Annotated in this window: 24 protein-coding genes; 8 read left to right on the top strand and 16 right to left on the bottom strand. The window is 54.4% G+C overall.

The window, feature by feature from the left end; all coding sequences use genetic code 11:
- Positions 1-2 precede the first annotated feature (2 nt).
- Genes EDI29_RS04890 through EDI29_RS04905 form a run of 4 tightly spaced genes read right to left on the bottom strand, consistent with a single transcriptional unit; the run spans position 3 to position 5,689 of the window.
- Positions 3-1,001, bottom strand: coding sequence for a carbohydrate ABC transporter permease (locus EDI29_RS04890; protein WP_039470140.1), 999 nt, complete (start codon positions 999-1,001; stop codon positions 3-5).
- Between the two features lie 23 nt (positions 1,002-1,024).
- On the bottom strand, positions 1,025-2,116 hold the full coding sequence (locus EDI29_RS04895; RefSeq protein WP_137739974.1) for an ABC transporter ATP-binding protein: 1,092 nt from the start codon (positions 2,114-2,116) through the stop codon (positions 1,025-1,027).
- 2 nt (positions 2,117-2,118) lie between these two features.
- The gene (bglB, locus tag EDI29_RS04900; RefSeq protein ID WP_137739975.1) at positions 2,119-3,225 is read right to left on the bottom strand and encodes a beta-galactosidase BglB; all 1,107 of its coding nucleotides are present in this window, start codon (positions 3,223-3,225) and stop codon (positions 2,119-2,121) included.
- A gap of 1 nt (position 3,226) precedes the next feature.
- Complete coding sequence (locus tag EDI29_RS04905; protein ID WP_137739976.1) at positions 3,227-5,689, bottom strand: hypothetical protein; 2,463 nt, start codon at positions 5,687-5,689, stop codon at positions 3,227-3,229.
- A 441-nt stretch (positions 5,690-6,130) separates the two neighbouring features.
- On the opposite strand from EDI29_RS04905, the gene EDI29_RS04910 reads away from it, so the two are divergent.
- The 8 genes from EDI29_RS04910 to EDI29_RS04940 all read left to right on the top strand — a co-directional run bounded on the left by EDI29_RS04910 (position 6,131) and on the right by EDI29_RS04940 (position 13,860).
- The gene (locus tag EDI29_RS04910) at positions 6,131-7,438 is read left to right on the top strand and encodes an ABC transporter substrate-binding protein (protein WP_137739977.1); all 1,308 of its coding nucleotides are present in this window, start codon (positions 6,131-6,133) and stop codon (positions 7,436-7,438) included.
- A complete protein-coding gene (locus EDI29_RS04915; RefSeq protein ID WP_137739978.1) occupies positions 7,435-7,986 on the top strand; it encodes a glucosamine kinase in 552 nt (183 codons plus the stop codon). The genes EDI29_RS04910 and EDI29_RS04915 overlap by 4 nt, the downstream gene beginning before the upstream one ends.
- Positions 7,983-8,888 (top strand): glucosamine kinase nucleotide-binding domain-containing protein, encoded by a 906-nt coding sequence (locus tag EDI29_RS04920; protein ID WP_137739979.1) that lies wholly within the window; start codon positions 7,983-7,985, stop codon positions 8,886-8,888. The genes EDI29_RS04915 and EDI29_RS04920 overlap by 4 nt, the downstream gene beginning before the upstream one ends.
- 41 nt (positions 8,889-8,929) lie before the next feature.
- On the top strand, positions 8,930-10,753 hold the full coding sequence (locus tag EDI29_RS04925) for a metallophosphoesterase (RefSeq protein WP_137739980.1): 1,824 nt from the start codon (positions 8,930-8,932) through the stop codon (positions 10,751-10,753).
- Between the two features lie 123 nt (positions 10,754-10,876).
- Positions 10,877-11,053 carry a hypothetical protein gene (locus EDI29_RS22705; protein ID WP_167494478.1) on the top strand — a complete coding sequence of 59 codons (177 nt, stop codon included), beginning with the start codon at positions 10,877-10,879 and terminating at the stop codon, positions 11,051-11,053.
- Between the two features lie 326 nt (positions 11,054-11,379).
- Positions 11,380-12,090, top strand: a complete 711-nt coding sequence (locus EDI29_RS04930; RefSeq protein WP_137739981.1) for a metal ABC transporter ATP-binding protein — start codon at positions 11,380-11,382, stop codon at positions 12,088-12,090.
- Positions 12,087-12,941, top strand: coding sequence for a metal ABC transporter permease (locus EDI29_RS04935; protein ID WP_137739982.1), 855 nt, complete (start codon positions 12,087-12,089; stop codon positions 12,939-12,941). The genes EDI29_RS04930 and EDI29_RS04935 overlap by 4 nt, the downstream gene beginning before the upstream one ends.
- 40 nt (positions 12,942-12,981) lie before the next feature.
- Complete coding sequence (locus tag EDI29_RS04940) at positions 12,982-13,860, top strand: metal ABC transporter substrate-binding protein (RefSeq protein ID WP_137739983.1); 879 nt, start codon at positions 12,982-12,984, stop codon at positions 13,858-13,860.
- A gap of 116 nt (positions 13,861-13,976) precedes the next feature.
- On the opposite strand, the gene EDI29_RS04945 is transcribed toward EDI29_RS04940, so the two are convergent.
- From EDI29_RS04945 to EDI29_RS05000, 12 genes are all read right to left on the bottom strand, one after another.
- Positions 13,977-15,476, bottom strand: a complete 1,500-nt coding sequence (locus EDI29_RS04945) for a helix-hairpin-helix domain-containing protein (protein WP_137739984.1) — start codon at positions 15,474-15,476, stop codon at positions 13,977-13,979.
- A gap of 30 nt (positions 15,477-15,506) precedes the next feature.
- Positions 15,507-17,255, bottom strand: a complete 1,749-nt coding sequence (locus EDI29_RS04950; protein ID WP_137739985.1) for a PP2C family serine/threonine-protein phosphatase — start codon at positions 17,253-17,255, stop codon at positions 15,507-15,509.
- The gene (locus tag EDI29_RS04955; protein WP_005975029.1) at positions 17,255-18,295 is read right to left on the bottom strand and encodes a TerY-C metal binding domain-containing protein; all 1,041 of its coding nucleotides are present in this window, start codon (positions 18,293-18,295) and stop codon (positions 17,255-17,257) included. Before EDI29_RS04955 ends, EDI29_RS04950 begins: the two co-directional genes overlap by 1 nt.
- Positions 18,296-18,425: 130 nt before the next feature.
- The gene (locus tag EDI29_RS04960; RefSeq protein ID WP_107168046.1) at positions 18,426-19,064 is read right to left on the bottom strand and encodes a vWA domain-containing protein; all 639 of its coding nucleotides are present in this window, start codon (positions 19,062-19,064) and stop codon (positions 18,426-18,428) included.
- Positions 19,065-19,709: a TerD family protein gene (locus tag EDI29_RS04965; RefSeq protein ID WP_137739986.1), complete on the bottom strand. Its 645-nt coding sequence runs from the start codon at positions 19,707-19,709 to the stop codon at positions 19,065-19,067.
- A 27-nt stretch (positions 19,710-19,736) separates the two neighbouring features.
- Positions 19,737-20,375 carry a vWA domain-containing protein gene (locus EDI29_RS04970; protein ID WP_107168044.1) on the bottom strand — a complete coding sequence of 213 codons (639 nt, stop codon included), beginning with the start codon at positions 20,373-20,375 and terminating at the stop codon, positions 19,737-19,739.
- A 274-nt stretch (positions 20,376-20,649) separates the two neighbouring features.
- On the bottom strand, positions 20,650-21,117 hold the full coding sequence (locus EDI29_RS04975) for a tellurium resistance protein TerW (RefSeq protein ID WP_137739987.1): 468 nt from the start codon (positions 21,115-21,117) through the stop codon (positions 20,650-20,652).
- A 340-nt stretch (positions 21,118-21,457) separates the two neighbouring features.
- Positions 21,458-22,411, bottom strand: coding sequence for an HpcH/HpaI aldolase/citrate lyase family protein (locus EDI29_RS04980; protein WP_137739988.1), 954 nt, complete (start codon positions 22,409-22,411; stop codon positions 21,458-21,460).
- Positions 22,411-23,493, bottom strand: a complete 1,083-nt coding sequence (locus tag EDI29_RS04985; protein ID WP_137739989.1) for a cysteine protease StiP family protein — start codon at positions 23,491-23,493, stop codon at positions 22,411-22,413. The genes EDI29_RS04980 and EDI29_RS04985 overlap by 1 nt, the downstream gene beginning before the upstream one ends.
- Positions 23,486-24,268: an HAD family hydrolase gene (locus tag EDI29_RS04990; RefSeq protein WP_137739990.1), complete on the bottom strand. Its 783-nt coding sequence runs from the start codon at positions 24,266-24,268 to the stop codon at positions 23,486-23,488. Before EDI29_RS04990 ends, EDI29_RS04985 begins: the two co-directional genes overlap by 8 nt.
- A complete protein-coding gene (locus tag EDI29_RS04995; protein WP_137739991.1) occupies positions 24,261-25,403 on the bottom strand; it encodes a phosphoribosyltransferase domain-containing protein in 1,143 nt (380 codons plus the stop codon). The genes EDI29_RS04990 and EDI29_RS04995 overlap by 8 nt, the downstream gene beginning before the upstream one ends.
- 6 nt (positions 25,404-25,409) lie before the next feature.
- Positions 25,410-26,474 carry an ATP-grasp domain-containing protein gene (locus tag EDI29_RS05000; protein WP_137739992.1) on the bottom strand — a complete coding sequence of 355 codons (1,065 nt, stop codon included), beginning with the start codon at positions 26,472-26,474 and terminating at the stop codon, positions 25,410-25,412.
- Positions 26,475-26,722: the final 248 nt, after the last annotated feature.

A 26,722-nucleotide genomic window follows, 5' to 3' on the forward strand; every position in this document is an offset into this window, starting at 1 on the left:
CGTTATTTTTTCCCTTCCAGCCGACGCGTCAGCAGGAACTGCAATGCCGTCAGAATCATCAGCACCACGCCCATCAGCACCGACGCTGCCGAGGCCAGACCATAGAGCGAAGCATTCGACGAGAAGGCGGTCTGGTAGATGTACTGCACGATAAAGCTGTTGGCCGTGCCGGGGCCGCCGCCGTTGGTCAACACCCAGGCTTCATCGAAGATCTGCACGCTGTTGATGGTCAGCAAAATCACCACCACCAGAATGTTCGGTGCCAGCAGCGGCAACGTCAGGCGATAAAAACCACGCCAGCGCGAGGTGCCGTCCACCGCCGCCGCCTCATAGATATCACGCGGGATCGCCTGCAATCCGGCCAGCAAGATCAGGGTATAAAATCCGACGTGAAACCAGACGGAGACAAACACCACCCAGAAGCGTGAAAATGTCGGGTCGAGCAGGAAGGTAATCGGCTGCCCGCCCAGCGACGACAGCACCAGATTCAGCAGGCCGTTGCGGTTAAGGAACCACTGCCAGATCAGGCCAACCACCACCGGTGACAGCAGCACCGGATAGAAGAACATGGCGCGGAAAAAGCCACGGGCGATAATCTTGCGGTTGAGGATCAGCGCCGTCACCAGCGCCACCAGCAGCGTGCAGAGCACGTTGAAAAAGGTGAACGACACGGTGTTGTAGACGCCGGTCCAGAACAGATCCTGTTCACAGGTGGATGGCTCGGCGTAGTTGCCACAGCTCAGCAGCGTGGAAAAGTTATCCACGCCGACGTAGGGGCGTTCCCACAGCAGGATATTGGTGCCGCCGGTAAAGGCGTAGCACACCGCCAGCAGAATCGGAATAAAGACAAAAACGGCGAACAGCAGCATATTCGGCGCGATAAAAAACCACGGCATCACTTTGCGGCCACCGAGTTTTTGTAGCAGATTCACCGCTTTTTCCACTGGCGTTACCAGCTTATCGATCAGCGATCCTGCGGGCAGTAAGGCAATCTTTTTCATGTCGTCCTCTCCCGTCGCGATAATTAATGCTCGCTACCGCGCGGCAATGTGTCATCCGTTTTGCCATCGAACAGATGGCAGTACGTTGGCGGGAAGCGGACGAATACCGATTCACCCGTGGCGAACTCGCGGTGCTGCGCCAGATGGACGATCATTTCATCGTCAATGCCGCCCATTCGCCCGTAGATAAAGGTTTCATGCCCCATCATCTCGCAGCGATCGACACACAGTGCAATCCCCTCGCCTTCCTCCACCAGCTCACAGTGTGAAGGGCGAATGCCGAGCGTGACGTTCTGCCCGACGGTGCCGATAAACGGCAGCACCAGACGATTGCCGGACGGACACTGCACTTCGACGCCGTCGGTACCGGTGGCGACGATCTGCGCCGGGAACATATTCATGCGTGGGGAGCCAATGAAGCCCGCGACAAATTTGTTTTTCGGCCGATTGAACAACTCCAACGGCGTGCCAACCTGCTCGATGCGGCCAGCGTTCAGCACCACAATGCGCTGCGCCATCGTCATCGCTTCCACTTGATCGTGAGTCACGTAAATCATGGTGGTGCGCAGCTTCTGGTGCAGGCGAGACAGCTCGCCGCGCGTCTGCACGCGCAGCTTGGCATCCAGATTCGAGAGCGGTTCGTCAAACAGGAACAGGTCCGGTTCACGCACGATCGCGCGGCCAATGGCGACGCGCTGCTGCTGTCCGCCCGACAGCGCGCGCGGTCGGCGATCCAGATAAGGTTCCAACCCCAGCATACGGGCGGCTTCATCAATACGACGGATGATTTCGCCTTTGGGAAAGTGCAAGTTCTCCAGCCCGAACGCGAGGTTCTTGCGCACCGAGAGGTGCGGATAGAGCGCGTAAGACTGGAACACCATCGCAATCTTGCGCTCTGCTGGCGTGAGATCGTTCACCTTGCGGTTGTCGATCCACAGCTCGCCGCTGCTGATCTCTTCCAGCCCGGCAATCATGCGCAGCAGCGTGGATTTTCCACAGCCCGACGGGCCGACAAAAACCATGAACTCGCCGTCATGAATCGTTAAGTCCACGCCTTTGATGATGCTCACCGCACCATAACTTTTGTGGACGTTTTTTAGTTCCAGACTCGCCATTGTCAGCCCTCGCAAACAGAATCTAACTGTGCCAATAACATCAGCATGACCAGCGCCTGCCCGTAAGGCACAGCGACATTGGGAATATCGCGATAGAACTGTAAGTCGTGTCCCATCGCCGTGCCGTCCGAGACACCTTGCACCACGCCCTGCGCGTCAATCTGCGCCACCACGGCGGCATAGCCTTTTTCCAGCACGTCCTGCGGGAAGTCGCGCAGCATGCCCAGCCGCCGCGCCGTCAGAATCCCGGCAATAAACCCGGCGCTGGCGGACGTCTCCAGCGGAGAATCCGGGTCATCCAGCAGCGTGTGCCACAGGCCGGAATCGTGCTGGCAGCGCGCCAGCGTTGTCGTTTGCTGTTCCAGAATCGCTTCCAGCGTACGCAGTACCGGCGCAGACAGCTGATCCTCCGCCAGCACCCGCATTTCCGGCAGCACCAGCGTGATCCAGGCGTTGCCGCGTCCCCAGAACGCATTGGCATAGTGATGGCGACCGACGAACGTCCAGCCGTGATACCACAGCCCGCTGCGCACATCGGCCAGATAGCGCGCGTGCGTGACCAGCTGGTATTCCGCCTCTTCGATCAGATCGCGGCGGGAAAGCAATTTCCCCGCGACCACCAGAAACAGGCCCGCCATAAACAGCGTGTCGTCCCACAGCTGTCCGGTATTCGGCCGCTCTTTTACCGTATGCTGGAAGCCGCCATCCTCGGTTTTTGGCAGCGAGTGCAGCAGCCAGTCCGCCCAATCGCTCACGGTTTCGCGCCACGGTGCGGGTGCGTCCGGCTTGTCCTGACACAGCAAAGCCAGCACCAGCATCGGAGCCGTCGAGTTAATCTGGCGCGGCGGCAGCCCGGCATCCAGCTTTTGCTGATACCAGTTCGCCAGCGTCGTCAGCATGGTGTCATCCTGCGTCAGATGCGCCAGCTTCCAGAAGCCGTACAGCCCGACGCCAACTTCCCAATCCCATTCTTCAAATTGAATCGTTAGCCCGGCGTCCGATGCGTCGTCCTGCGTTACGCTGTCGATCGCTTTCAGGCGGCAAAACGCCCGCGCCACCTGCGCCAGCAGCACTTCGGTTTGTTGTCGGTTAAGTGAACCTGTCTGCATGTCATGGGTTTCCTGTGTTGAACTGCGGGACGACCGGGACATCGTCGGGGAAAAGGAAAGGCTGCTGCGCCACGCTGAATCCTGCCGCATAGCTAAAGGCCAGTTCGCCGTAATCGGGATCGTCGATACGCACGCCGTCGCTATCTTTCACCAGCGAATGCCCTCGGAAGCGGTCAGCAAACGTGGCAAATCCCTCTGCACCATCGCCGCTGTCCACGGCAACGAACCAGACGTTCTGTTCGCCATACGCCCGCAGTTCGCCTTCCGCCTGCTGGCCTGCGGTCGCAAACGGCTGCAATCCGGCGGGATTATGAAACGCGGCATAGCCGTTGCCGCCGCGCACAAAGCACCAGACATCTTCAACGATGACCTCATCCAGTGCGGTTTGCGGCAGATAAAGGTGCGTCCACGGGCGGATATCCTGTTGCAGATCGAACACCATCAGCGCGCGATTACGATGTTGCATCAGGTGCGGCAAACGTCCGTTTCCCGCCCAGTAAGAAGGACGGTGTACGCCGTCGGGACGATCTTCGCCGGGGTGGTTCACCCACAGGCGGGCGGCATAGTGTGTGCCCAGCCGCACATCCAGCAGATGCTGCTGGTGCCCATGCTCGCTGGGGTGATGATCGAAAACAGAAGAAAAGGCAACGTCGCGCTGCTTCCAGGCGATGATGCGGGCGCTGCGGTTCAGCCCTTGCACCCAGCGCGCTTCTGCGCCGTGCGGCAGTGACCAGTGCGCGATCCGATCCGTCGTTTCCGGCGGCTGATAGTCGCTCAGGCACAGCAGCGGCAGCGCAGCGCAGTGCGGAATCAGCCAGCCCTCGCCCCACATCAGCGCACACAGGCCGGACAGCTCGGTCAACATGCCGGAGCGCAGCTCTTTATCGTAGGCGCGTCCCATGGTGCCAACCGCGACGCCGTTCTGATGCACCCACGCCGTCATCAGCATGATGCGGTCAATCACCACGCGGGATTTCTCGCGTAGATCGGCGTCCTGCGCCAGCTCGTACAACGCCACCAGACCAATCAGATCGATGGGGTAATAGGCCGCCGAATTCCACTCCACCAGCCCGTGTTCCAGAATGGAATCAAACCAGCGCGTCAGGCGTTCATGGGCAATCGCCTTTTGCTCCAGACCGCGACGGCCGCTGCACGGGAAGGTGTCATCCGGGAAGTTTTGTCCGGCCAGATACTGCGCAACGTGGAAGCACAGGCAGTGGTTTTCGCTCCAGAACCACATGGTGTCGTTGCCCGGCTCATCAATCCAGTAGCGGAAACCGAGAATCGAGCTGCGCACGCGCCGCCAGTCCTGCGGCGGCAACTGCTGTCCCTGATAGCGCTGCCACAGCCAAATCAGCGGCACCAGTTGGAAATCGGCACAGTCTTCGCGACGGCTGATTTTCTGCAATGCACTATTGAGAATCGGCGCAGCGGCATCGTTGCCCTCACCGGTTTCGACAATCGCCAGCAGCCGCCCGAGGCGCTCAAAACCGTGTAACGCGGTATGGCGCAGTACCGCTTCACGCCGTGCCGCTAATGTTGGCAGCGCAGGCATCGTTTGTTCAGGCAAGCGCCCAAAGCTGAGGGTGCGCGTCAGCGTAATGCCGTTGCAGGTCGCGGCGCAGACCAGATCGTAATAGCCAACCAAGATTTTGGGTAAATCCACCTGCCAGCCCAGATTACCCGCAGGCAGCGTCTGTTTCTGCTGCCATGCGGGGACAGATTCGTTGACGTTGCCAATCAGCCGATGCGCCATCGTCACGGATTCCGGCAGCGGCTGCGTGCTATTCAGCACCAGTACGGGCGGTTGGATCAGGTTATTCTCCAGCGTCAGCCCGTTCACCCAGCCATCCAGCGCGGTCAGCTGTGCGCTGAGCGCCGCGTCTTCATCAAGCTGCCAGAAGAGCGTGTCTTCCCCCTGATAGCACAGGCTAAACAGGTAGTCGGTATCGCGCTCGCACAGCTCTTCGCTGTGCACCACCAGCGTGTTCAGCCCCGCTCTCAACGGCAGCGAGATCGCACAGGTTTGCTCGGTGTTGCGGGTAAACGGCGTAAAGCGGGTAATCGGCTCACCGTTCAGCCACAGCGTGACGCCGCCGCAGGTGCTGAGCGTAAACGGTGCCGTCTGCACGCTGTCGCTGTGGATCACGCAGCGAGCAAAGCGCTGAACGTGAACCGGACACGGCCAGAAATCGCTGAAATTCACGCTGCGGCTTTCATCGCCGCCGCTCCACATCAGCGGGAAACGTAAATCGTCCGGCAGCACCACTTCGCGCTTTGCCTCTTCCTGCAAAAAACGCACGCGACAGGGCAGTACGCCAACATCGACAAAACCGTTAATAAAGCGGTAATTCACCTTATCCGGCAGCGTATCCGGCTCGGCGAAATAACGTTTTTCCGTCAACTCGGTGATGAGAAACCGATTAATGACGCCGTTCTTCTTTAATTTCCAACCGATATTCATACGGAATCCTGTTTACGGCGTTGAAAATAAAATAACGAAAATGTATGGCTGCACTTATTTGCACTTTCGCTGTGCACGCCCTGCCAATATTTAGGGCAGCGGGTCATTCCCTGCACTGTGATATCGCAATTAGAATGCAAATTTGCATTAAATTGTCATTTGCATTCATTTATTGACATTTCGCATTAATAAATAAGATTATCGCGTTTATATATGTGATTAATATCACAAAAATGCTTTATTTAAATCAACATTTAAAATATCTTTAACCTGCTTCACATAAATCAGTCAGGGTTCTGTCCATGATTGCATGATGAAAATGACAGATGAATGCAAATTTGCATTAATTAAAAGACAGGATAAACCGCAGGAATAAAATAAGCCCGTCGCCAACGCTTGGGTATTTGCGCCATTAATCAAACCTATGATGTGGAGATGTTTATGATACGTCCCAACACCGCGTTATTTTTTTCCGCCCTTGCACTGGGGTTATTCGGCAACAGCGCGTTAGCCGCCAAAACGCAAATAACATTTTTATATAGTGACGACGATCCCGAATTAGTGCATTTCATGGAGCAGAAAGTTAAATCCTTCTCTCAAAGTAATGAACGCATTGATGTGAATTTCGTCAGCACTGGCTATAACGCGCTGCAAACACAGTTACCGATGCAGTTGGCTGCGGGCTTAGGCCCCGATATTGCTAAAACCACGCAAATGGGGCTGCTCGGCTATACGCTGGATTTACGTCCCTACTTGAAAGATCCCGCTGCATTTGAGAAACGCTACAGCGCGGGTATCGAAAAGATCATGCGCGTGAAAGGCGTGCATAAAGCGGATGCGCTGCCGGGTTTTGTCGCTTCCTGGACCGCCGACCTGCCATTTATTAACGTGACGCTGTTTGAGCAGGCGGGCGTTCCGCTACCGCAGCCGGGCTACACGATTGATGATTTGATGAAAGCCTCGAAGCTGGTCGCAGACAAAACCGGTGTGCATATTCCCTTCACCATCGACCGAAGCGGTTTTCGCTTCTCCGGCCCGGCCTACTCCTATGGCGCACGTTACGATAAAGACGGGCTGATCAACTTCCCGGATGCGGCAGCGCAGCAGTGGATTAAAGATCTGAAACGCTGGTCGGATGAAGGTGTGTTCCCGCGTGAAATGTGGGGCGCGGCGGGCGGCGGTCAGTACAAGAGCATGGCGGACGATTTCGTGAACGGCAACATCGTGACCTACTTCTCCGGCAACTGGCTGTTGAACCAGTTCAGTAAGCAGATTGGCGACGGTTTTGACTGGAAAGTGCTGCCCGCACCTTGCAAAGAGAAGTGTATTTCGATGGGCGGCGCGACTTTCATCATGCCGTTCACCACCACCAAACACCCGCAGGAAGTCGCCGAATTCATGGAATGGCTGGGCAGCGAACCGCTACAGCGTGAGATTGCCGAGCGCTTCAATATCATCGTCGGCGCGGATATTGCCGATCTGCACTACCAGACCAAAGATAAGCACGTGATCGACGGCCTGAACACTGCGCGTGAAGAGATCAAAAAGATCCCGTCTTACGTCTTTGATTGGGAACGCATGGAAAGTCTGGGCGCGAACGAACTGTACCCCATCATCCTGACGCGCTTTACCCAATACCTGAACGATCAGGTGTCGTTTGATGAGTATCTGCGCCTGACCTCAAATGATGTGAAGCGCCTCAACGAAACGATCGCGACGAATCAACAACAGCGGAAAAACGCACCGTGAAAGGGCAACTGAGGGAGATCGGCATTGATGGCGATCGCCCCTTTGATCGGGCGCAGGAGAGCACGTTGTGCGAACAGCGCTGGCCGGGGCAAAGCCGCTATCTGCTGGTCACCGGCGGTTTTACCCGGCTGCTGTACTGGCATGACGGCCTCCTGACCTGTCGCGGCAGCGATAGCTTTCCCATCGGCAACCCAGCCAGCCTGTCGCGGCTGGGGCTGTGGGCGGTGCAGGAGATGCTTCAGGCCGTTGAGGGCATCACCCCACTGACGCCACTCAGTGAAGCGCTGTTCCTGCACTTCGATAAGCATATCGATCGGGTGATCGACTGGTCAAAACAGGCGCAGGCCGCAGACTACAGCACGCTAGGACACGTTGTGCTGGCGCACCCGCAGGATGTGCTGGCGGTGCAACTGCTGACCCGCTGCGCGGGTGAGCTGGCTCTGCTGCTCAGCAGCCTGCCAGACTCGCAGACTGAAACCGTCAGTCTCAGCGGCGATCTGGCGGTTGCCTGCCTTCCCTATCTGGATTCTGGAGCACGCGCATCATGACAACATGGCTGTATGCCGGTGTAGATGGCGGCGGAACAGGCTGTCGGGCACGGATTTATCAGGCGGACGGTACGCCGCTTGGGCAGGGACACGGCGGTCGCGCCAATCTGCTGCTCGGCGTGGAGAACGTTCGCCAGTCGGTGGACGACGCTATCGCGCAGGCGTTGAAGCACAGCGGACTGTCACCGGATGACGTATCCCGGCTGAAAGTCGGGCTGGCACTCGCCAGCGCAGAACACCGCGCCGCCTATGATGCCTTTCTGGCGTTGCCGCATCCTTACGCCGCTCAGGTGCTCAATACCGATGCGCTGGGCGCCTGTCTGGCGGTCAACCAAGGGAAAGATGCGGGCGTAGTGATTGCCGGCACGGGTTCCTGCGGGCTGGCGTGGCAAAACCGGACGATTACCGCCTACGGCGGCCATGAATTCCCTATTTCCGATCAGGGCAGCGGCGCACGGCTTGGGCTAGCGGCACTGCAACATACCTATGATGTGCTGCAAGGCTGGTGCGCGCCGTCTGCGCTCAGTCAGCGCATCGACGATTTCTTTTCCGCCCGCGTAGCGCCCACACAGGCCGCGAACACGCTCGACGCGCTACAGACGTTTAGTCAGCAGGCGAAACCGGGCGACTATGCGCAGTTCGCCCGCCACGTATTTGACTGCGCTCAGCAGGACGATACCGTTTCTCACGCGCTACTGGCGCAGACGGCCAGCGAAATCGGCCTGCTGTTGGCCGCCGTGGCACGCCATACGCCTCCCCGCCTGTCGCTCATGGGCAGCATCGGCTTACATATTCGCCCGTGGCTAGCGGACGAGTGGCAATCCCAACTCGCCGCCCCGATGGGCGATGCACTCGACGGCGCACGATTGATTGCCTGTCATGATTATGCGTTATACCGCTAGTCCTTTGGGTTCGACCAGCAACCCCACCTATGGAGATAGTCATGGAATCACTCACTCGCAGAACCTTCGTCAAGCTCGGTGCAGGCAGCGCTATTACGCTGGCTGGCGGCTTTTTTCACGCTAACGGCGAATCAGCTGTACCCGCTGGGCCGCTACGTATTGCCATTATTTCGGATGTTCACGTTCATAATATCTACGGTAACTACGATTTTGACGGCCTGCCCGATGCGCAGACGGGAAAGACGCTGACCATTCGCACCCTGAAAGATTCGGTGAATTCGACCCGTATCTTCAACGAGCCCTACTTTGCGCTGCTGGCGGCGCTGGACGAACTGGCAAAACAGCAGGTGAAATACGTGGTGCTGTCCGGCGATTATTCTGATGACGGCCAACAGCCTACCGTTGAAGGCATTGCCGCCATCCTGACACAGTATGAGCAGCGTCACGGGATGCGCTTTTTCGCCACACCAGGCAATCATGATATCAACCGCCCACAGGGGGATGACTCGTGGGAAAGAATGCTCAACGCCGACGGCACCAGCACTCTGTTAAGCAGTAAACCCGGCGTTAAACTGGGTGACGCGCAGTCGCTGATTGTCACGGCCAAGATGCAGGCGCTCGGCTATGAGCGCGGCCTGCCGCTGATGAAGCCGTTTGGTTTCTTTAAACGCGACGATTTTCTGCACTGGGAAACGCCGTTTGGTGACAGTGATGAACTCAGTCAGCGTCAGTATCTCGCCCGTTCGCCGGACGGCAGCAAACAGTGGAACATCGTAGACGCCTCCTATCTGGTGGAGCCGGAAGCCGGACTGTGGCTGCTTTCCATTGACGCCAACGTGTATCAGGTTAAAAACGGCCCGGAAAAACGTGAGGAGATCAAAGGCTACTCCACCAGCAGCGACACGGGCTGGAACGCCTTGTTGACGGAAAAGCCGTTCATGCTGCCGTGGGTGAAATCGGTAGTGCAACGGGCGAAAGCGCAGAACAAGAAGCTGCTGGTGTTCTCGCACTATCCGCTGGTCGATTTTCTCGACGGCACGGTAGAAGATGAAAAACAGCTCTTTGGCAGCAACAGCTTCATTAAACGCACGCCGCGGCCAGAGGTCGCCGAACAGGCGCTGGCAGCCGGAATCCGTCTGCATTTCAGCGGCCACCTGCACGTTAACGACACTGGCGTGTATCGCGGGTCACAAGGCACACTGGTGAATGTCGCGGTGCCATCGCTGGCCGCTTACCCGCCCGCAATGAAGCTAGCAACGCTACATAGCGACCGAGTAGATATTGATACGCTGGTACTGCGCAACGTGCCGCAGTTTAACCATCTGTTTCCGTTTTATCAGAAAGAGTTGGATCGCACCGGCGAGCCGCTGGGTGATATTCTGAAAAGCCGCGACTATTACGACTTCCTGCACCATCATCTGGCGCTGTTGGTACGTCAGCGTTTCCTAGTGAAAGACTGGCCAGAAGATTTATCGCCTCTCATCAATACCCTGAACTGCGGCGATCTACTGTGGATTGCACAGCAACAGGAACCGCTCAGCGCCAAAGCACTCCCCGACGTCGCCGAGCGTAAACCGAAGGCAATCGCAGGCACCGAAGGGTTACAGGATATTTCCCTGCTCACGCTGGTGACCGACTGGTACTGTCTGCGCAACGGCAGCGATCTCGCCTGGCAGGATATTCCAGCTGCGCGGGTGAAACTGTATCGCGCACTGCTGGCGGCCTACACGCCAACGACCGCACTGCCGCCAGACAGCCTGCAACACCGCTTCGGCCTGATGCTGAAAATCCTCGCCGGTTATATTAATGACGAGCCTGCGACTCGCTTTGTAGTTGATATGCAGGGGAATTTTTTAACGGTATAAGATTTTCTCTTTCGGTGGCGGCTTCGTACGCCACGCTAAAGATAAAACTGAGCCAACTCATATTGCTCACGGGTCTTCTCTTCACGGCGTAAAAAATTATGCTGAGGTGAACATGAACGCCGAGTGAGCGGCATGGACGCCGCGAAAGCCAGTGCCGCGTCGGACAAAAATGTCAGAGACATTTTTGAACAGTACTTGTGCTGGCCCGAAGGGCGAGCCCCATTTATGGGGCGAGTAAACGCGTCACTGGCGGCTCGAAAAGCGGGCATGGGCACCGAAGGCACCGCGTTAGCGGCATAATTTCCGCCAAAAGCCGGGGTTCATAGGGGGCTGGCGTAGCCCCCTATGTCGGGCGCGTGCTACGACGTAGCATGAAGATAACAGTGCTTGAAGCGCACGAAATATTGCCCCCTGCCTCATCAATCACACCCAATCGACTTACATAATTTTTTACCTATTCCCTCTGTCGTCATCGTCAAAAAATGATATGTTATAATATAACAATTCAATTTTTAACCGATGATAATGACAAGTTTTTACTCCCTCTCCGCGCTGAAGCGCGTGTTACTGATTTCCCTGCTGTTAGCACTGTTGTGGCTATTCGTCGGGTGGGCGGTGATGCTGCCATGATTACTTTACAGGAACTGGCTTTTGGCTACCGTGGACAACCGCCATTAGGTACGCTCAGCGGGTGTTTTCATCAGGGATCGTTGACGGCAATGATTGGCGCGAACGGTACGGGGAAATCGACCCTGCTGAAAACGCTGGCGGGGTTGCTGCCGCCGCTTTACGGTACGTTCAGCCTCGGAGCGAGTAGCCAAGAGAATGCTATCGGCTATCTGCCACAGCTCTCCGAATTCGATCGGCAGTTTCCTATTAACGTGCGCGATCTGGTGCTGATGGGTTCACTGCCCCATCGCGGCTTGTTACGGAGTATTAACGCCAACTGGCACCGCAAAGCCACTGATGCACTCGACGCCGTCTCAATGGGAGATTTCGCCAATCGTCATATTGGCGTCCTTTCCGGCGGGCAGCTACAGCGCGTGCTCTTCGCGCGACTGCTGCTGACACAGGCTCCCATCATTCTGCTGGACGAGCCTTTTACCGGCGTCGATAGCCAAACCACGAAAACGCTCTTGCAGATTATCGAACAGCTTCACGCCGAAGGCAGAACCATTCTTACCGTGTTGCACGATCTGGAACTGGTTAATCAGCATTTTCCAACTATCTTGCACCTTACCCCAGATGGCCATCGCTGGGGAGATGCCCATCCCATATTACATAGCCTGCGCAAGGCGGAAAGTGATACGCCAACGCTCAGGATCGTCACGTCATGATGCTATTTCATCTTATTACTTCTCCGTTTACCGAATTTGGTTTTATGCGCCGTGCGCTGGTCGGTTGTCTGGTCATCACGCTGAGCGCCGCGCCATTGGGCTGCTTCCTGCTGTTGCGACGCATGAGCTTGATTGGTGATGCGCTGTCACATGCGGTGTTACCCGGCGTCGCCATCGGCTACCTCATTTCGGGGATGTCGCTGCTGGCGATGGGCATTGGCGGCTTCATTGCCGGGCTGTCCGTCGCCATGCTCTCTGGCTTCGTCACCCGCCACACGGAATTGAAAGAGGATGCCAGCTTTGCTGGATTTTACCTCGGTTCGCTGGCGCTCGGCGTGACGTTGGTTTCACTGCGCGGCTCCAGCGTCGATCTGCTGCATGTGCTGTTCGGATCGATTCTGGCGGTAGATCGCGCGGCACTGATCGACATTGCACTGATTGGCTCTGCCTCCTTGCTGGTACTGGCCGCTCTCTATCGGGCGCTGGTGATTGAATCATTTGACGTGACCTTCCTGCGCATGAACTCAGGGCGGTATCGGGCATTGATCCACGGCCTGTTTCTGTCGCTGGTAGTGCTCAATCTGGTTGCCGGGTTCCAACTGCTAGGCACGCTGATGACGGTCGGCATGATGATGCTGCCAGCCGCCAGCGCACGGTTCTGGACGCAGCGCCTGCCCGCAATGCTCGGCATCGCAGTGCTGCAAGGAATGATTGCCAGCCTGATCGGGCTGCTGTGGTCTTACTATGCCGAGTTGCCTGCTGGCCCCGCCATCATCCTGACGATGACGCTGTTTTTCTGTTTCTCGGTCTGTGTTGGTCACCACGGCGGGCTGTTACGCCTGCGTCGTTGACCGATCCATTTCGTTATCTGCAACTGTCTGTGAGGGAAAAATGAAACGTTCACTATTAGCTATCGCGTTATCCGGCCTGCTGCTTAGCCCACTGGCGATGGCAAAAAATCTTGATGTAGTTGCCAGCTTTTCCGTACTTGGCGATATGGTCAGCCACATCGGCGGCGATCGTGTTACCGTGACCGATCTGGTGAAACCGAATGGCGATCCGCATGAGTTTGAACCGTCGCCAAAAGACAGTAAAACGCTGGCTAGCGCCGATCTGGTTTTCGTTAATGGTCTAGGCTTAGAAGGCTGGATCGACAGACTGGTCACCGCATCTGGCTATCATGGCGACGTTATTACAGCCTCCAACGGGATTGAAACACGCTCAATGGTGGAAGACGGCAAAACGGAAACCGATCCGCATGCCTGGAACAGCATGAGCAACGGCGTGATCTACGCACACAATATCGTCAATGCGCTGGCAAAAGCCGATCCTGCCAATGCCGATTACTATCGTCAGCAGGGAGAAGCCTACATCACACAGCTACAGGAGCTGGATCGCTACGCGAAGAAAACCTTTGCCGCTATCCCGCCAGAAAAGCGCAAGGTGCTGACCAGCCATGACGCATTCGGCTACTTCAGTCAGGCCTATGGCGTGAAGTTCCTGTCGCCGGTGGGCTACTCTACCGAATCTGAAGCCAGCAGCAAAAAAGTGGCCTCGCTGATTAAGCAAATCAAGCAAGAGAAGGTGAAAAGCTACTTCATTGAGAACCAGACCGATGGGCGTCTGGTGAAGCAAATCGCCAATGCCAGCGGCGCACAGCCCGGCGGTGAACTGTACCCTGAAGCCCTGACCGACGCGTCCGGCCCGGCAGCGACCTATACGAGCGCGTTTAAGCACAACGTCGATACCCTCGTCGCCAGCATGAAATAAGCCCCGCGCCTGCTAACGCCAGACGGCCAAGAGAAATAGACAAGGGCAGCAATGCCGGGAAACTTCCCGCCAGACGCTGCCCTTAATGTTATGCACGCTGTTGGTACAGCCGAACGTTAATTGGATACCAGTTGTACCACCACCAGCCTTCCCCCCTCTTGGGTGGAAAGCACAAACTGTGCGCCGTCCGTCAACGCCAGTTTATCCCCGATAGCGACCCTCTGTTTATCAGGTAATGACATCAACTCATCAATACCTTCATTCACCAGCCACCATTGGTCATTATGAAAAACAAAATAACCCACACGTTTCTTCTGTTCTGGCGTCGTGCGCTCATTGGGGGCAATCAGGCGATTAACATGCCAGGCATACAGGGACTGGCCGTTCCAGACCATCAGACGGTGGTCATCAGGGCGATAGCTCCCTGTTTTACGCGAAGAATACAGGTTGAGTATCGGCAGCTTGCCTTTATACGGCGTACCGCAATAAGGGCATGAGGGCTGAGTCTTACCCGAAAAGACATACCATTCCTGTTCGCACGCTGAGTTCTGGCACGGCTGGATAAGATCGACCGTTTTCACCAGTGCCGTTTCCCACTCATCCGCCGTCGGACGCTTGGCTGGCTCATGCAAACCGGTAATAAATGCTTTCTCAAACAGAGGCGTAAGATAAGGCCCCAAAATGGTAAAAGGGATCTTATCCGTATCCGCCCATGGCAGGGACGACGGACTGATTTGGCCGAGCTTAACCGCATTGCTGCGGTCTGTCGGATGTTCGATAAACAGCGCCCTTTCCCCCATGGACAGGGATTCGTCCCGCATCTCATCATCCATATCATGAATTTTACCACCCCGTAGCGGGTGCCGGTAAAACAGATACATGTAGATCAATACGGCTAACGCATGGCGATCGGTACTGATGCTAGGCAGAATCCGATTGGCATCTTCTTTCGCCAGATGCGTCGTTTTCACCACTTCGGGGGCAATAAAGTCCGGCGTACCCACGACGTCCGGTGGATATTTCCCCGGCACCACCAGACCATCGATATCGATCACGCAGGCATGACCCGCTTCGGGATCAACCAGCACGTTCTTATAACTGAGATCGCTATGGCACAGACCGGCGGCGTGCATACGGCGTACTGCCCGAGTCAATAGCAAGCAGACTTTTAGGTAATTCAGCAGGTTACCGCGCTCACGCGGATCGAGAAATTTATTCTGGTTATTCGCACTGGCGAACCATTTTCCTTCTTTTTCTCGCCCTTTGATGCCAAGAAAATCATTATTCTTGGAACCATACTTAAAGAAAAAGTGGCTGTGGTAGGTTGGCACCACAATACCAATTCGCCCCTCGTGTTCAACCACGCTGGTCGGCCAGCAGAACAGATCTTGCCAATATTCGCCGCCCGCCTGCTCAAAAATACTTTGCCGATAGCGGCCGGTGATCATCGCAATTCGCTCTTTCGCCTGCTCATTCTGTGGCTTTTTATAGAAAGCCACCACGTAGGTCTTGTCGGGAGAGAAATAGACATCTTTCATCGAACCCGAACCGATGACTTCGTCAACGTACTGGACGAGCTCGCCATCTCGGGTGGTACAACTAATAATATTAGCCATTTATTATCACCAGCAATCCATTTCTGAGACTCACCATGCCACGACAATCGTCCGGTCATCATGGTTTCCGGGCGAGAAAAAGTTTAGCCACTCAGTCAGTTGTTCTGCCGCCTGTTCGCTGTCATTCAGGCAAGGAGCAATGTCGGCAATCAGTGCATCCCATTTTGCCGCGTTTTGTAGCCCGTTATCCGTTTCAAAATAGGGATCGGATACCCCATCGGTCATCAGGATCAGGTGCGAAATATCGCTCCATTTACCAATAATAACGCGTTTACTAAATTGAGGGTCTTGCACGGCATCCTGATCCAGAAAGCGAGTTTGCCCGGCATATTCACCACTATCCGGCATGCCTAATAGACGGACTTTCCCCGCGGGTCCATAGGCGGCGATAGCACCGTCTCCTAACCAGAACGACGCGGCAAATAACCCATCATCCGTGCGTAACGCAACCGTCGCTAGCAGCGTGGTGGAGTAGGATTTAATGCTTTCGCTTGTTTCCAGCGCTTCGCCGTGGATCTTATGCACCGCAAGCTGTGCGGCCTTATGAAATTGGCTGACAAAGAAGGTGCCGACCTCCCGCTGATCTTCCGGCGTCCAATCGGCGATCGCGCGCTTTAACCCTGACGCCGATTCCCCTGCCAGTTGCCGCGCTAAATAGTCGCCAACCACCGCCGTGACCAGCCGAGATCCCTGCCGAGAATTTTTCGCGCTCCCAGCACCGTCAGCAACCAACAGGACACTCCAACCGCTGTCGTTGTCGTGCGCGATAAAATAGTCATCATCACGAAACGTACCGACATGTTCATGCGAACGTCCTCGGCGGCTGGCGGCAACAATGTTAACGCCCGGCAACCGAATCGCCTGTTGCGCCATGTTCGCTTTAAAATAACGATCGTCTGCGGGGGGATCGATGATTTTCCATAGGCTGCGCGGATCGGGATTCACGATCAAGAGTACCTTTGTGACTCCCACCGTCGCGGTTCCGCATGACCAGTGGACAGCAATTTCCCAATCACCACTTCGTGTCGGCATGCCCACCAACGCAGCAGCCTCGCGGTCGAATTGCAACCCGATCGCTTCGCTAAACACCACCTCCTGCACATCAGGCTTCATCCCGTTATCAAGGCTAATCTCAATGGGAGAGTTAAAGGGTGTACCGACGCGGGCATTCGCGATATTAACTTTTGCTTGTGGCAGACTCACTGCCGCTGGAGGTGCTTTATTACTCAGGCTCGGTGTGGGAACTTGCCCAGGTTTTAGCGCATTTACCGTGGCTGGGCGAGCTTGTGCGGCATTCAACTCTGCAAACGACATCGCTTCCCATTGTGCTTTTTCCACGTTCTCCTGTTCCACAGGCACCGGCGGTGGCTCTACGGCTTCTGGTGCCGCTATCTCAGGGGAAATAACCTCGTCCTGTACCGATACAGTGGCCATATCCTGTGATATCTCCACGGCATCCGGCTGCGTAATAACAGCGTCCGCCGATGTCTCTAAGGCTTCAACAGCGTCAGGCTTCACGCTCTGAGGGGCATTATTTCCTATAGGATCATCGTTTTCTGTAGAACCACGGCTTCCTGTAGCGTCACCGCTTTCTGTAATAGAAAGAGGCGGTGCGATACTTTCCGCTTTGAGCATGACCTGTTCACGCAGTTTGTCTAACAGTGCGCGTAGCTCAGCATCATCGCCCCACGCGTTAACTTCAGCGTTGGGAAACGTTTTTCCTGCCTGCTGCAAAATCAGCGCGAAGATCTGGAGATTCAGACGGACATCACTATCCATTAGCCCCTCCCGCGATTGACATCGAAATCATCCACACCGCCGTTTTCACTAAAGCTAATGTTATGATTGCACCAAGGGCATATCACAGTTTCTGGCCCGTTAATGCACAGCAGTTTTCCGCAGGAACACATCGCAAAAGCACTGGCATTACCGCAGTGGGGGCAACCCGGCGCGCCGTGTAATTCGCTCGTGTTTACTTGCAGCGCAGAGGCTCTGGCATCACTCCAGGCAAAATAATCTTCATCTATCGGGAAACAGCCCGCCAGATTAAATCCGTTGATATTGAGCTTAAAATTGAGGGACGACAGGTTAACGTTGGGGCGCTCATACTTCATCAGATAGGGGCGGCGAGATTTGTTGCAGCGGCCAACCAGAATGACACAGTTCTCATCATACGCCCGCGCAACCTCATCCTTAGCCAGCCGAACAATAGACTCATTATTCGACAACAACGGTGGCGCATCTTCCCCGACGCTGCGGCTATGGGCAGTGACAGACGCGGTGATCCATTTGATAAAGCGGGTGAAATCCCCTTCTTGCGCCTCAGTAAACAGCAATACATTTTCGGTGAGTTGGCGCAATGTATTCAAATCGGCAGAGGCTCCCAGACCAATCGCGATCAGGTTGACCTTATTAGCGTAGTGCTGTTTCCAACGTGTAATCTCCGGTGCGGTATCATCCGTCGGGCGACCATCTGTCAGCAGATAGACCACGGGTTTCCAGTCACCTTTACGCTCTTGCGTCGTCTTTCTTACTTGTTCATCGATCTGTTTAGTCAATTCCCGCAGCGCAGCGCCAAGGCTGGTGCCGCCGCCTAACGGCAGACGCGGTGGATAGAATGATACCACCTCCACCAAGGGAACGATGGTTTGCGCCACACCGGCAAAAGCGATGACGGAAATCCAAGCCGTTTCGAGGGCGTGAGGATCTTTTTTCAAATCGCTAACGATAGCCTGTAGGCCATCGTTCATTTTCTTCAGATTATCTCCGATCATCGACTCCGAGCAGTCGAGAACGAAGAAAACGGGTAGTCGTCTCATAACAGACACCTTTATTAAGCCAATAGCCTGTAAGCGAATCACCTTCGCAGCAAGCACTGCTATGGGTTTAAATGTGAGCGTGGTCGCTAAATAAAAGGCAAGGTTCCCTGTCGGGAGCCCTGCCTTGACGTCACAGAACCAGCTGTATTTCGGGAGGCGGAGGCGGTAGGTTATCCTGACCCGCCGTGACGCCGGAGCTGGTGCTGCCGGACGCGACGCTCGCAGAAACCCATTTGAAGAAACCGGCAAACGCCGTAGAGTCCAGCGTTTCTAAGGCCACCACTTGGTTGGTCAGTTTTTTCAGGTGTTCATGCTTGGCTTTCGGCCCAACCGCACAGGCAATGATCGAACCGAAGGCACGCTTTTTGACTTCGGTCACGGCTTCATCATACGCGTAGGCGTCAGAAGGGCTACCGTCCGTCATGAGGAATACCAGAGGACGCCAGTCGCCTTTCTGATCGCCATCGGAGCGTTTGACATCGCGATCGACGGACTGGATCAAACACTCAAGGGCCGCCCCCGTAAAGGTGCCACCCGCGCTGGGAACCACGATATCGGTAAACTGGAAATCTTCCAGCGGCGTCAACGGGATAAACTCTCGCGCGTCATTGTCGTAGGTGATGATCGAGATATGGACGCTTTCTAGCGCGTAAGGGTCCTGACGCAGTGCGCTGAGCATGGCCTGAATCCCCACATTGACCGCATGAATGGACTCGCCGCGCATTGAGCCTGAAGTATCAATCAAGAGATAAACAGGTAGCCGCCTCATTTACAGGTAGCTCTTTAAATGTGTAATAAAGCTATCTGAATCGGAAGGTTCACCGATAGCACAGAGTTTCCAACCCGTGCCTTCGCGCACCAGTTCGGCAAATACCATAGAGCATTGTTGGTTAAATGCAGGCCCGCCGGAAAGATCAAAACGCGCCATTTCTACATTCTTGGCATCGACAGCGCGAATAAACGCGTTCTTCACTTTACCAAAATGCTGTTGCTGTTCCTGACCGTTATAAATTTGGACGATAAAAACAATTTTTTCGTATTTGGCATCCAGCGTATTCAGGTTAGCGATGATTTGCTCATCGTCGCCATCCCCCGCTCCGGTGCGGTTGTCGCCAGTTAACCAGATTTGACCTGAGTGGTGCCGCTGGTTATTGAAAAAGATCACATCCCCGTTATCCAACGTGGGGCGGCCATCTTCTATCTGCCCCAAATCAACCACTTTTCCTTCGGCATTGCACAGGAAAGCGATAACATCGAGATCATACTCATCTTCTGTTTTCTTACCAAATATTCCCCCCAGGAAGCCTTTTTTCTCTTCGCTAATGTCCCACCCCAGACCGATGGTGACAGAGGAGAGATCAAATTCATTCTTCTTGAGGCTAACACTTTGTCCTTTACGCAAACTGACTGACATACAGTCTCCTTGTTTTTGATAATAGAATTAGAGCACTACATTCACTTCTGGCGGCGGTGGGGGGAGATCGTCAAGGCCTATAACGTCTTTTTTACCCGACTCCACTTTTTGGCTTCCCACAGAAATACTCGCCGATACCCACTTGAAAAATGCTTTGATGGCGTTCGAATCCGCCGTATCAAGCTGTAAAACGATTTCGGTAATTTCCTGTAAAACCTTTGTTTCTGCGACTTGCCCAGCGGCACAGGCGACAACGACGCCAGTACGCGCCGACTTAAAGTCAGCGACACCTTTACGCCAGTCATCCGTTGGTGCACCATCAGTCATGATGAAGACCAGTGGACGCCAGTCACCCTTCGTTTCCGCCGTAGTTTTCTGAACCTCGCGTTCAATAGCCTGAGCCACCAGCGATAGCGCCTCACCCAGAGCGGTCGTTCCATTCGCAACCAGATCGGGGGATTTGAAAGTAAGCAGGTCAGTTAGCGGTACAACTTGGCGGGCGGAGGTATCAAAGGTAATGACGGAAACATAAGCGGTTTCCAACGCGTAGGGGTCTTGTCGCAACGTCGTGAGTAACGTCTGTACCCCATTTTTGACGGCTTCAATTGGCTCACCGTGCATAGAACCAGAGGTATCCAACAACAAATAGACGGGTAGTCTTCGCATATCATCAATCCGTTTATCTTATGCATAATATGATGGAGATATCATAATCCTTCTGGTTGTTATCTCAACAAAAAATGCGCACCACCAACCTAATGCTGATCGTTTAAGAAGCGAGATACACGGGGCGACCACAGGGGTGAGGCCTCCCTGCGGGAACCTCCCCCTGTGTTTCCCCTTATAACGGGCTTAAGTAAACAGCGTTACATCACCAACCCGCAGAATTGAGAGGGTTGAATGGGATGTGGTTCAGGAGGATAACGGGAAGACGTGGGGCTTATTTTCGCGGTGGTAAAGACGTACGAATCAGTTCATCAGCACATTTACCGATCAGCATTTCCACCGCTTCGCTGCGCGTAACGTCTTTCAGGCCTGCAAGCGTATCGATTTTACGCAGCACCGACATCCTTAATGACAGGGAAACGGCCTTCTTTTTTTCTTTATCCAGAAAGACCCGGCTAACCGTTTCTTCTTCTTTCAACTCGGCATTGGACTCAAGCGCTTGCGCCATACGACGCAGTTCTTTTTTATCAAGCTGGCCGGGATGAATCATCTGATAAGCATGCAGAGATTTACTGTACTTTATCTCAGCTGAGTAGGCACTTCTCAACTCTTTCAGTACCCGAGTCAATGTGGGTTCCGAACAGTCCAACATCGTGATGATCTGCTTTGCGGCAACGGGTTTTCCTGCCCCTAGAATTTTGGCAAGACGGTAAACACGAACCTGACGGGTGCTTAGTTGCATAAGAAATCACACCCTGTATTCCAGGACAACGATCGTATGGGCTGAAAAATAAGTGTGTTCACTAACATTCTTCTGAGGACTCTCTCATGCTAATCGTTGTTAACTAAAGAATTATCAATCGTACCGCAGCCCTTTATGCTGGGGTAATTGCCGCCTCGCCGTCATTTCCGAGCGTGGGCAGACGATGTAGGTGACAGCGAATAAACGCGCGCTCCCGCATCCTTAAGTAAAATTTTAATCGTTTTTCACTCTAACAGACAAATTTTCAACGTGAGATAAACCAGAAACACTATCGAACAACGCCCCCACTCAAAATAGGGCGTATAGCCTATCAACCGCCTCAATGATTATGGGTCGCAACGATAAGGCGAGCTCCCAGGTTTTGCTCTGATGCAATGCCATAGACCTTCGCTCGTTCCAAAATTCCCGATGCCCAGCGGCGATGCGTGGCAGGTTCGCACATCGATCCCTGAGATTTAAAAACTGCCTGGCTGGAATTCAGAATGCGCAACGCATCCGCATAATCAGTCGCGGACACCATCAGCGCCTGCTCAATGATATCGATTTGATTGGGATGAATAGCCGTTTTGCCGACCAATCCGTGCGCCATATCCAACGCCAGCTCACGCGACATGATGTGATGGTCATCAATATGTTCACAGACTGGCGCGGTCAACGCGAAATTACGTGCTGCAAATATCGAGACCAACATTTTGATCACGTATCCCATCGGTCCATCATATAAAGTCAGATGGCGTGACCGCCGCAGTGAGATCACATTCATCAGATCGTTGCCGCCAATACGCAAGGCAATAATGCGCTCATGGCAGGGATGAGACTGGAGCTGAGTGGCTAATTCACGCATCTGCACCACGTCAAAAACGTCTTCAGTTTCCAGTGTCGGCATCATGCAAAGCTCGCTGTTCCGCACCACCTCCCACCACTGTGGCAAAGAAGCCAGGGTAAATTTGGGCAACACCAGCCCATCCAGCGGACTCAAGTCCATTTCATGCGCAAGCCAGCGGCCCATCTCAGCGTCGCGCGGACGAACAAAAACCAACGGCCAGTCGGTTTTTCCATGAGCCTGTTTCGCCTGCGCTAATGTCGTCAAAAGCTCACGAAGCCGTAACAGCGCCAGAGGGACATCGCTTTCCGCGACGGCATCTTCAAGGCAAATAACCAGCGAGCGCAGTCCGCTAATTTTATCGGTCAAAATAACGTCAGCGATATCGGCACGCGTCGCGGGCATATAGAGCGTCGCACCTAAATTCCAGGGAGAAAGCCTTTTATTCATCAGTGCACCTTTTTGATAATGGTAACCGCACGGTACTGACCGATTTCATCGCCGACTTCAGTAATAGTGATGCCCTTTTCCTTCGCAAGATACACCAACAGCGCAACATCCGGGTCGTCCAGCGTTTGTACCAGGACATGATCCGGCACCCGGCGTAGCACCGCGCGGGTCGCTTCAGCAATACCGGGTTTGATTCTATTGATGCTATCGATGCCATAGCGCTCAGCCAGAGTGCGGATCACCCTTTCACTCTGTTGTTGAAGATCGCGTTGCCGTTCAGGCAGTGATTCACTGCATGGCTGAACTACAGGGGAGGTAGTACGACGCAGCGCCTCGACGGTATCCGCCAGCATTTGGCTACACTCATAGCGCTCAAGGTGCTCGCATATCACGCAGCCGTGTAGCCCTTCCGCCGACCACAGCGATCGGGATATCAGACCCGAAACAGGGGCTCCCATAATCCCAAACGGAATCAGCCAGTCATCATTACTCGCCGACAGCCAGGCACAGCCGCAGGGGTCCGCCAGTACTACCAGACGTGGCCGTTCGGGATACCCTTCTCTTCCCTTCAGGGATCGGATCAACTCTCCCGTGATAGCGCCTTTACCGGTCCAGCCATCAACAAACACAATTCCTTCGCTGCCGTGACGCGCTTCAATCCATCCCAGCGCGGTTTTATCAATCCCCCGATCGCGGATAATGCTGATGCCATAGTGGTAAGATGTTTTTCCCATGGCGCGCAGTGCTCGATGCAACATCACGCCCAGAGGAACACCGGCACGCACCAAGCTAGTCAATATCACTGGCGTATCGGCAAAACGCTGTGCCAGCGTTTGCGCAAGCATCTGCACCTCGCGCGCCAAACGTGCGCCCTCTTGTTCAAGCGCGCGGGAGAAAAGCTCAAGGTGCCAGACCGTCGGTTCCGGTTCCTGGCTCAGCATGTCTGAATAGTGCTTAGCGCCCGACTGAATCAGCCGTTCCTTCTCTTCCACGGGCGTCACGTCTATCTCGACAGGCTGAAGCAAAAAATGGATATCGTTTGGCAAGTAGGAGCCAGAGAAAGGCGTGATGTCGTCATGCATCTTGGGCATCTCCGAAAATGCGGCGAGCGATTGCCTCGGCAAACTGACTTTGCCGAGGCAATCCGTACCAGGTGCAAAGCGTCATAAAGCGATGATCGCTGAGACTATCGCCCAAACCAATCACGGGAAAGGTGCCTCGTTCCGCACGTAATTTGTTGAGTAAATAGGTCACTGCGTGCCCTTTTTCTACCGGATCAGGTAACCAGGCCACGTTGTTGCTGTTGCGATGCAGATAAAAACCCGCTGTTGGATAGCGCTGCTCTATTTCATCAGCAATGGCGTAGAGTTCTTCGATTCTGGTGCTATCGCGGTGCTTCATCACCAGATAAATCGGCGTATCGCCATATTCGTAATTAATTCGCGCCCAGCCGTTAATATTGCGCTCTGCCATCAGTTCGGTGATACCGTGCTGCATCGTGTGAAGCTGCTCCGCATACGGTGCCAACGCAGTCAGTATCTGCGCTTTCCAGACAGGCTCAGGTTCCCCTTCTGGGGTAAGAATGACAGCACCATGCGTGGTAACGGCCCAGGAACGGAAAGGGATGGTCACACGGGCAATTTCCTCCGTGCCGCGTGCCGTCACGGGGATCAGCTCCGCGTATTCCAGCATCCAGTCCACCAGCATGGCCTGTTCTTCGGTCATAAAACTGCGCGGCGTCAGGCTAGGGTCCAACGCTCCCGTACGATAAGGTTCAAGCGCCAACTCATTCACCATCTTACGTCGCGTCTGAAACAACGTATCGTCAAGATCGGAAAAAATAACGGGCTTAGTCATAGCTGATAATCTCCACGCTGGGCGCTACCGTCGCCAGCGCATCGAGTAATTGGGGATCGACACTCTCTGGCGGCGTTTCCACGCAGATCAGAATACGATCGAAACGTTGATGCATAACGTTGTAGACAAAATTTGCAATGCCTAGCCCGTAATTGTCATTGAACGTTATCGCCGACTGAATGGCGAATCCCGTTGCGATAGGGGATCGCGTGGTAGAGCCGAACTTAACGTCAGCCCCTTGAGCCTGCAAATGCTCTGCCAGTAAAAAAGGTTCCCAAACAAACTCACTACTGCCCAGAACCAATATTTTTTCACTCGGCACGACACGCAAATCACGCCCTAAATCTCCCGCAGGTTCGGCCATGCCCAAGCGTCCCCAGCTCTGTTTTCCCGTGATAGCAACGTTACCGCGCGCCGTGACGTTCACCGTCGGCATGATTGGAAGAGGTGCATCAGGTTTGGGCACCCATTGCCAGTCGCCCTGAACCAAAGAAATGGAATGAAGCGGTAAAGGACAACGCTGTGCGAGCGCACTACCGCTCCAGTCGGTCAGCGTTACAGCAAACACCTGCTGCAAGTGCGTAAGCCATGCGGTTTCTCGCAGAGCGGCCAGTAAATTAATGAACGTATTGCCCGTCGTCGCTTCGTCATCAATCAGTATCAGGGTACGTGCTTCACGCACGCGGCGACGTAACTGCTCATCTTCTGGGAGATAGATTAAGTGATCGGTGGCATGACTATGCGCTTCCTTAAACTCACAGAGCAATTCAGCGTCTTGCGGGTGGCGGGTGGAGGTCAAATAAACTGACTCACTGACCCGCTGCCTTACCTCATCAAAAACACCTGCACCTAAGCCTACTGCCGTTTCGGCCATACCGATAAACAGCACTGGCCCCTCGATAGAAGCTGGGATCTGCTCTGCAAGCTGGCGATACACACCGCGCATCGTCGCGGGAGAGACAGGAATGTGTCGCCCTAGTACCTTGCTAACAAACAGGAAAGCACGCTTAGGGTTACGACGTTCAGCAATATCAAACAAAGTATCCAGCGCCGCCGCGCCGCCGGTTGGCGTAACGCTGAGTGTGCCGCAGGAAAGGTGACGGGTATAAACAGGCTGTTGTGGAATGGGTGACATCGCGGCTTACCCTTCCTGAAGTCGGTTAGATAACGTAGTCTGGTAGCGGACAACGTCGGTGATGGTACGCACTGTCGCGGGCTCAAAGGCCTCCGCTGCCAGTTCAGCCACCTGCTGCGTATTCAGCAATTCCAACTGGCGCAGGGCGAAGAGCCCAGGCAGGTTGACGCCACTAAAACGGGTATAACCAATCCCCCCAGAAGGGCGCATGTTAATCTCAAGCAGTTGAGGGACGCCATCATCATTGTGGCGGGTCTGCACGTTGACTAACCCATCCGCTTGCATCGACTCCGCACAGGCAATAGCGAGCTGGTAAGCTTCGCCGCTGTTTTCCAGATATTGCAGCGCACCGGCCTTACGCCGTGCCACTGCGGCCAACACCTTGCCTTTTTCTACCAGCATATCGACAGAATATTCCGGCCCAGGCAGGTAGGGCATCAACACCAGCGGCGCAAAATTTCCCGCGTCACTGAGTGCACGTAGGTAGTGATCTGGAGCAACCACACGTCTTTCTGGATGGGTAAATACCGCCATCGGCGAGGCGCTATCATCAAAACGCCAAAAACCCATGCCATAAATACCCGTTACAGGCTTAACACACAGTGGCGCACCAGAAAAAGGTGCCGCGGCGATCTGCTGCCGGAGTTCATCGACGGAGGACACGCGAATCGAAGGCACGACGGCTAGCCCTAATTTCTCCATTTCATGAGCAAAAGAGACTTTGTCATCGGCTATCAGTAGAGAATCGACATTAACGGTGCCGGTAGTGAGTTTCACGCCAAGCAATTCAATTTCATGTCGATGGGTTTCGCACCAACGGCCGTGTCGACCGGCATGGATCGCATGAATCCCCTGCGTTTTGACGGTAGTCAGGATAAATGAGAGGCGTTCTGCCTCGTCCTTTGGCTCCAGAAATGCACGATCGGCAAGCGACAGGATTTCATTACGCTCATTGCGATGAGAAGCAAAAATGGTGACGTCCGCACCGCGGATTTCAGCAAAAGATTTAATCGCCAAAATCATATCACGCTGGGAAGACAAGCCTTCCATTAGCCAAATTCTCTGTGTCATTGGTATGCATTCCCGTGCTGTGTTGCCAGATTGAGTTAAGCGCATTGAGTCTATTGACGCCACCACAATATGTCAATCATATGATGATTTACATTAGATAAAGAAAAAACATGATGAAAAAGCTTATGAATATTAAGTAAAAACGTAAAATCACAACAAAAAATACATTTTTCACATAAAAATCATATAATTGTAAAATTTAAAACAATAAAAGACAAAAAGTCACTTGCTCACAAACTACATCATGA

Source organism: Pectobacterium polonicum (genome assembly GCF_005497185.1).
Taxonomy (GTDB): domain Bacteria; phylum Pseudomonadota; class Gammaproteobacteria; order Enterobacterales; family Enterobacteriaceae; genus Pectobacterium; species Pectobacterium polonicum.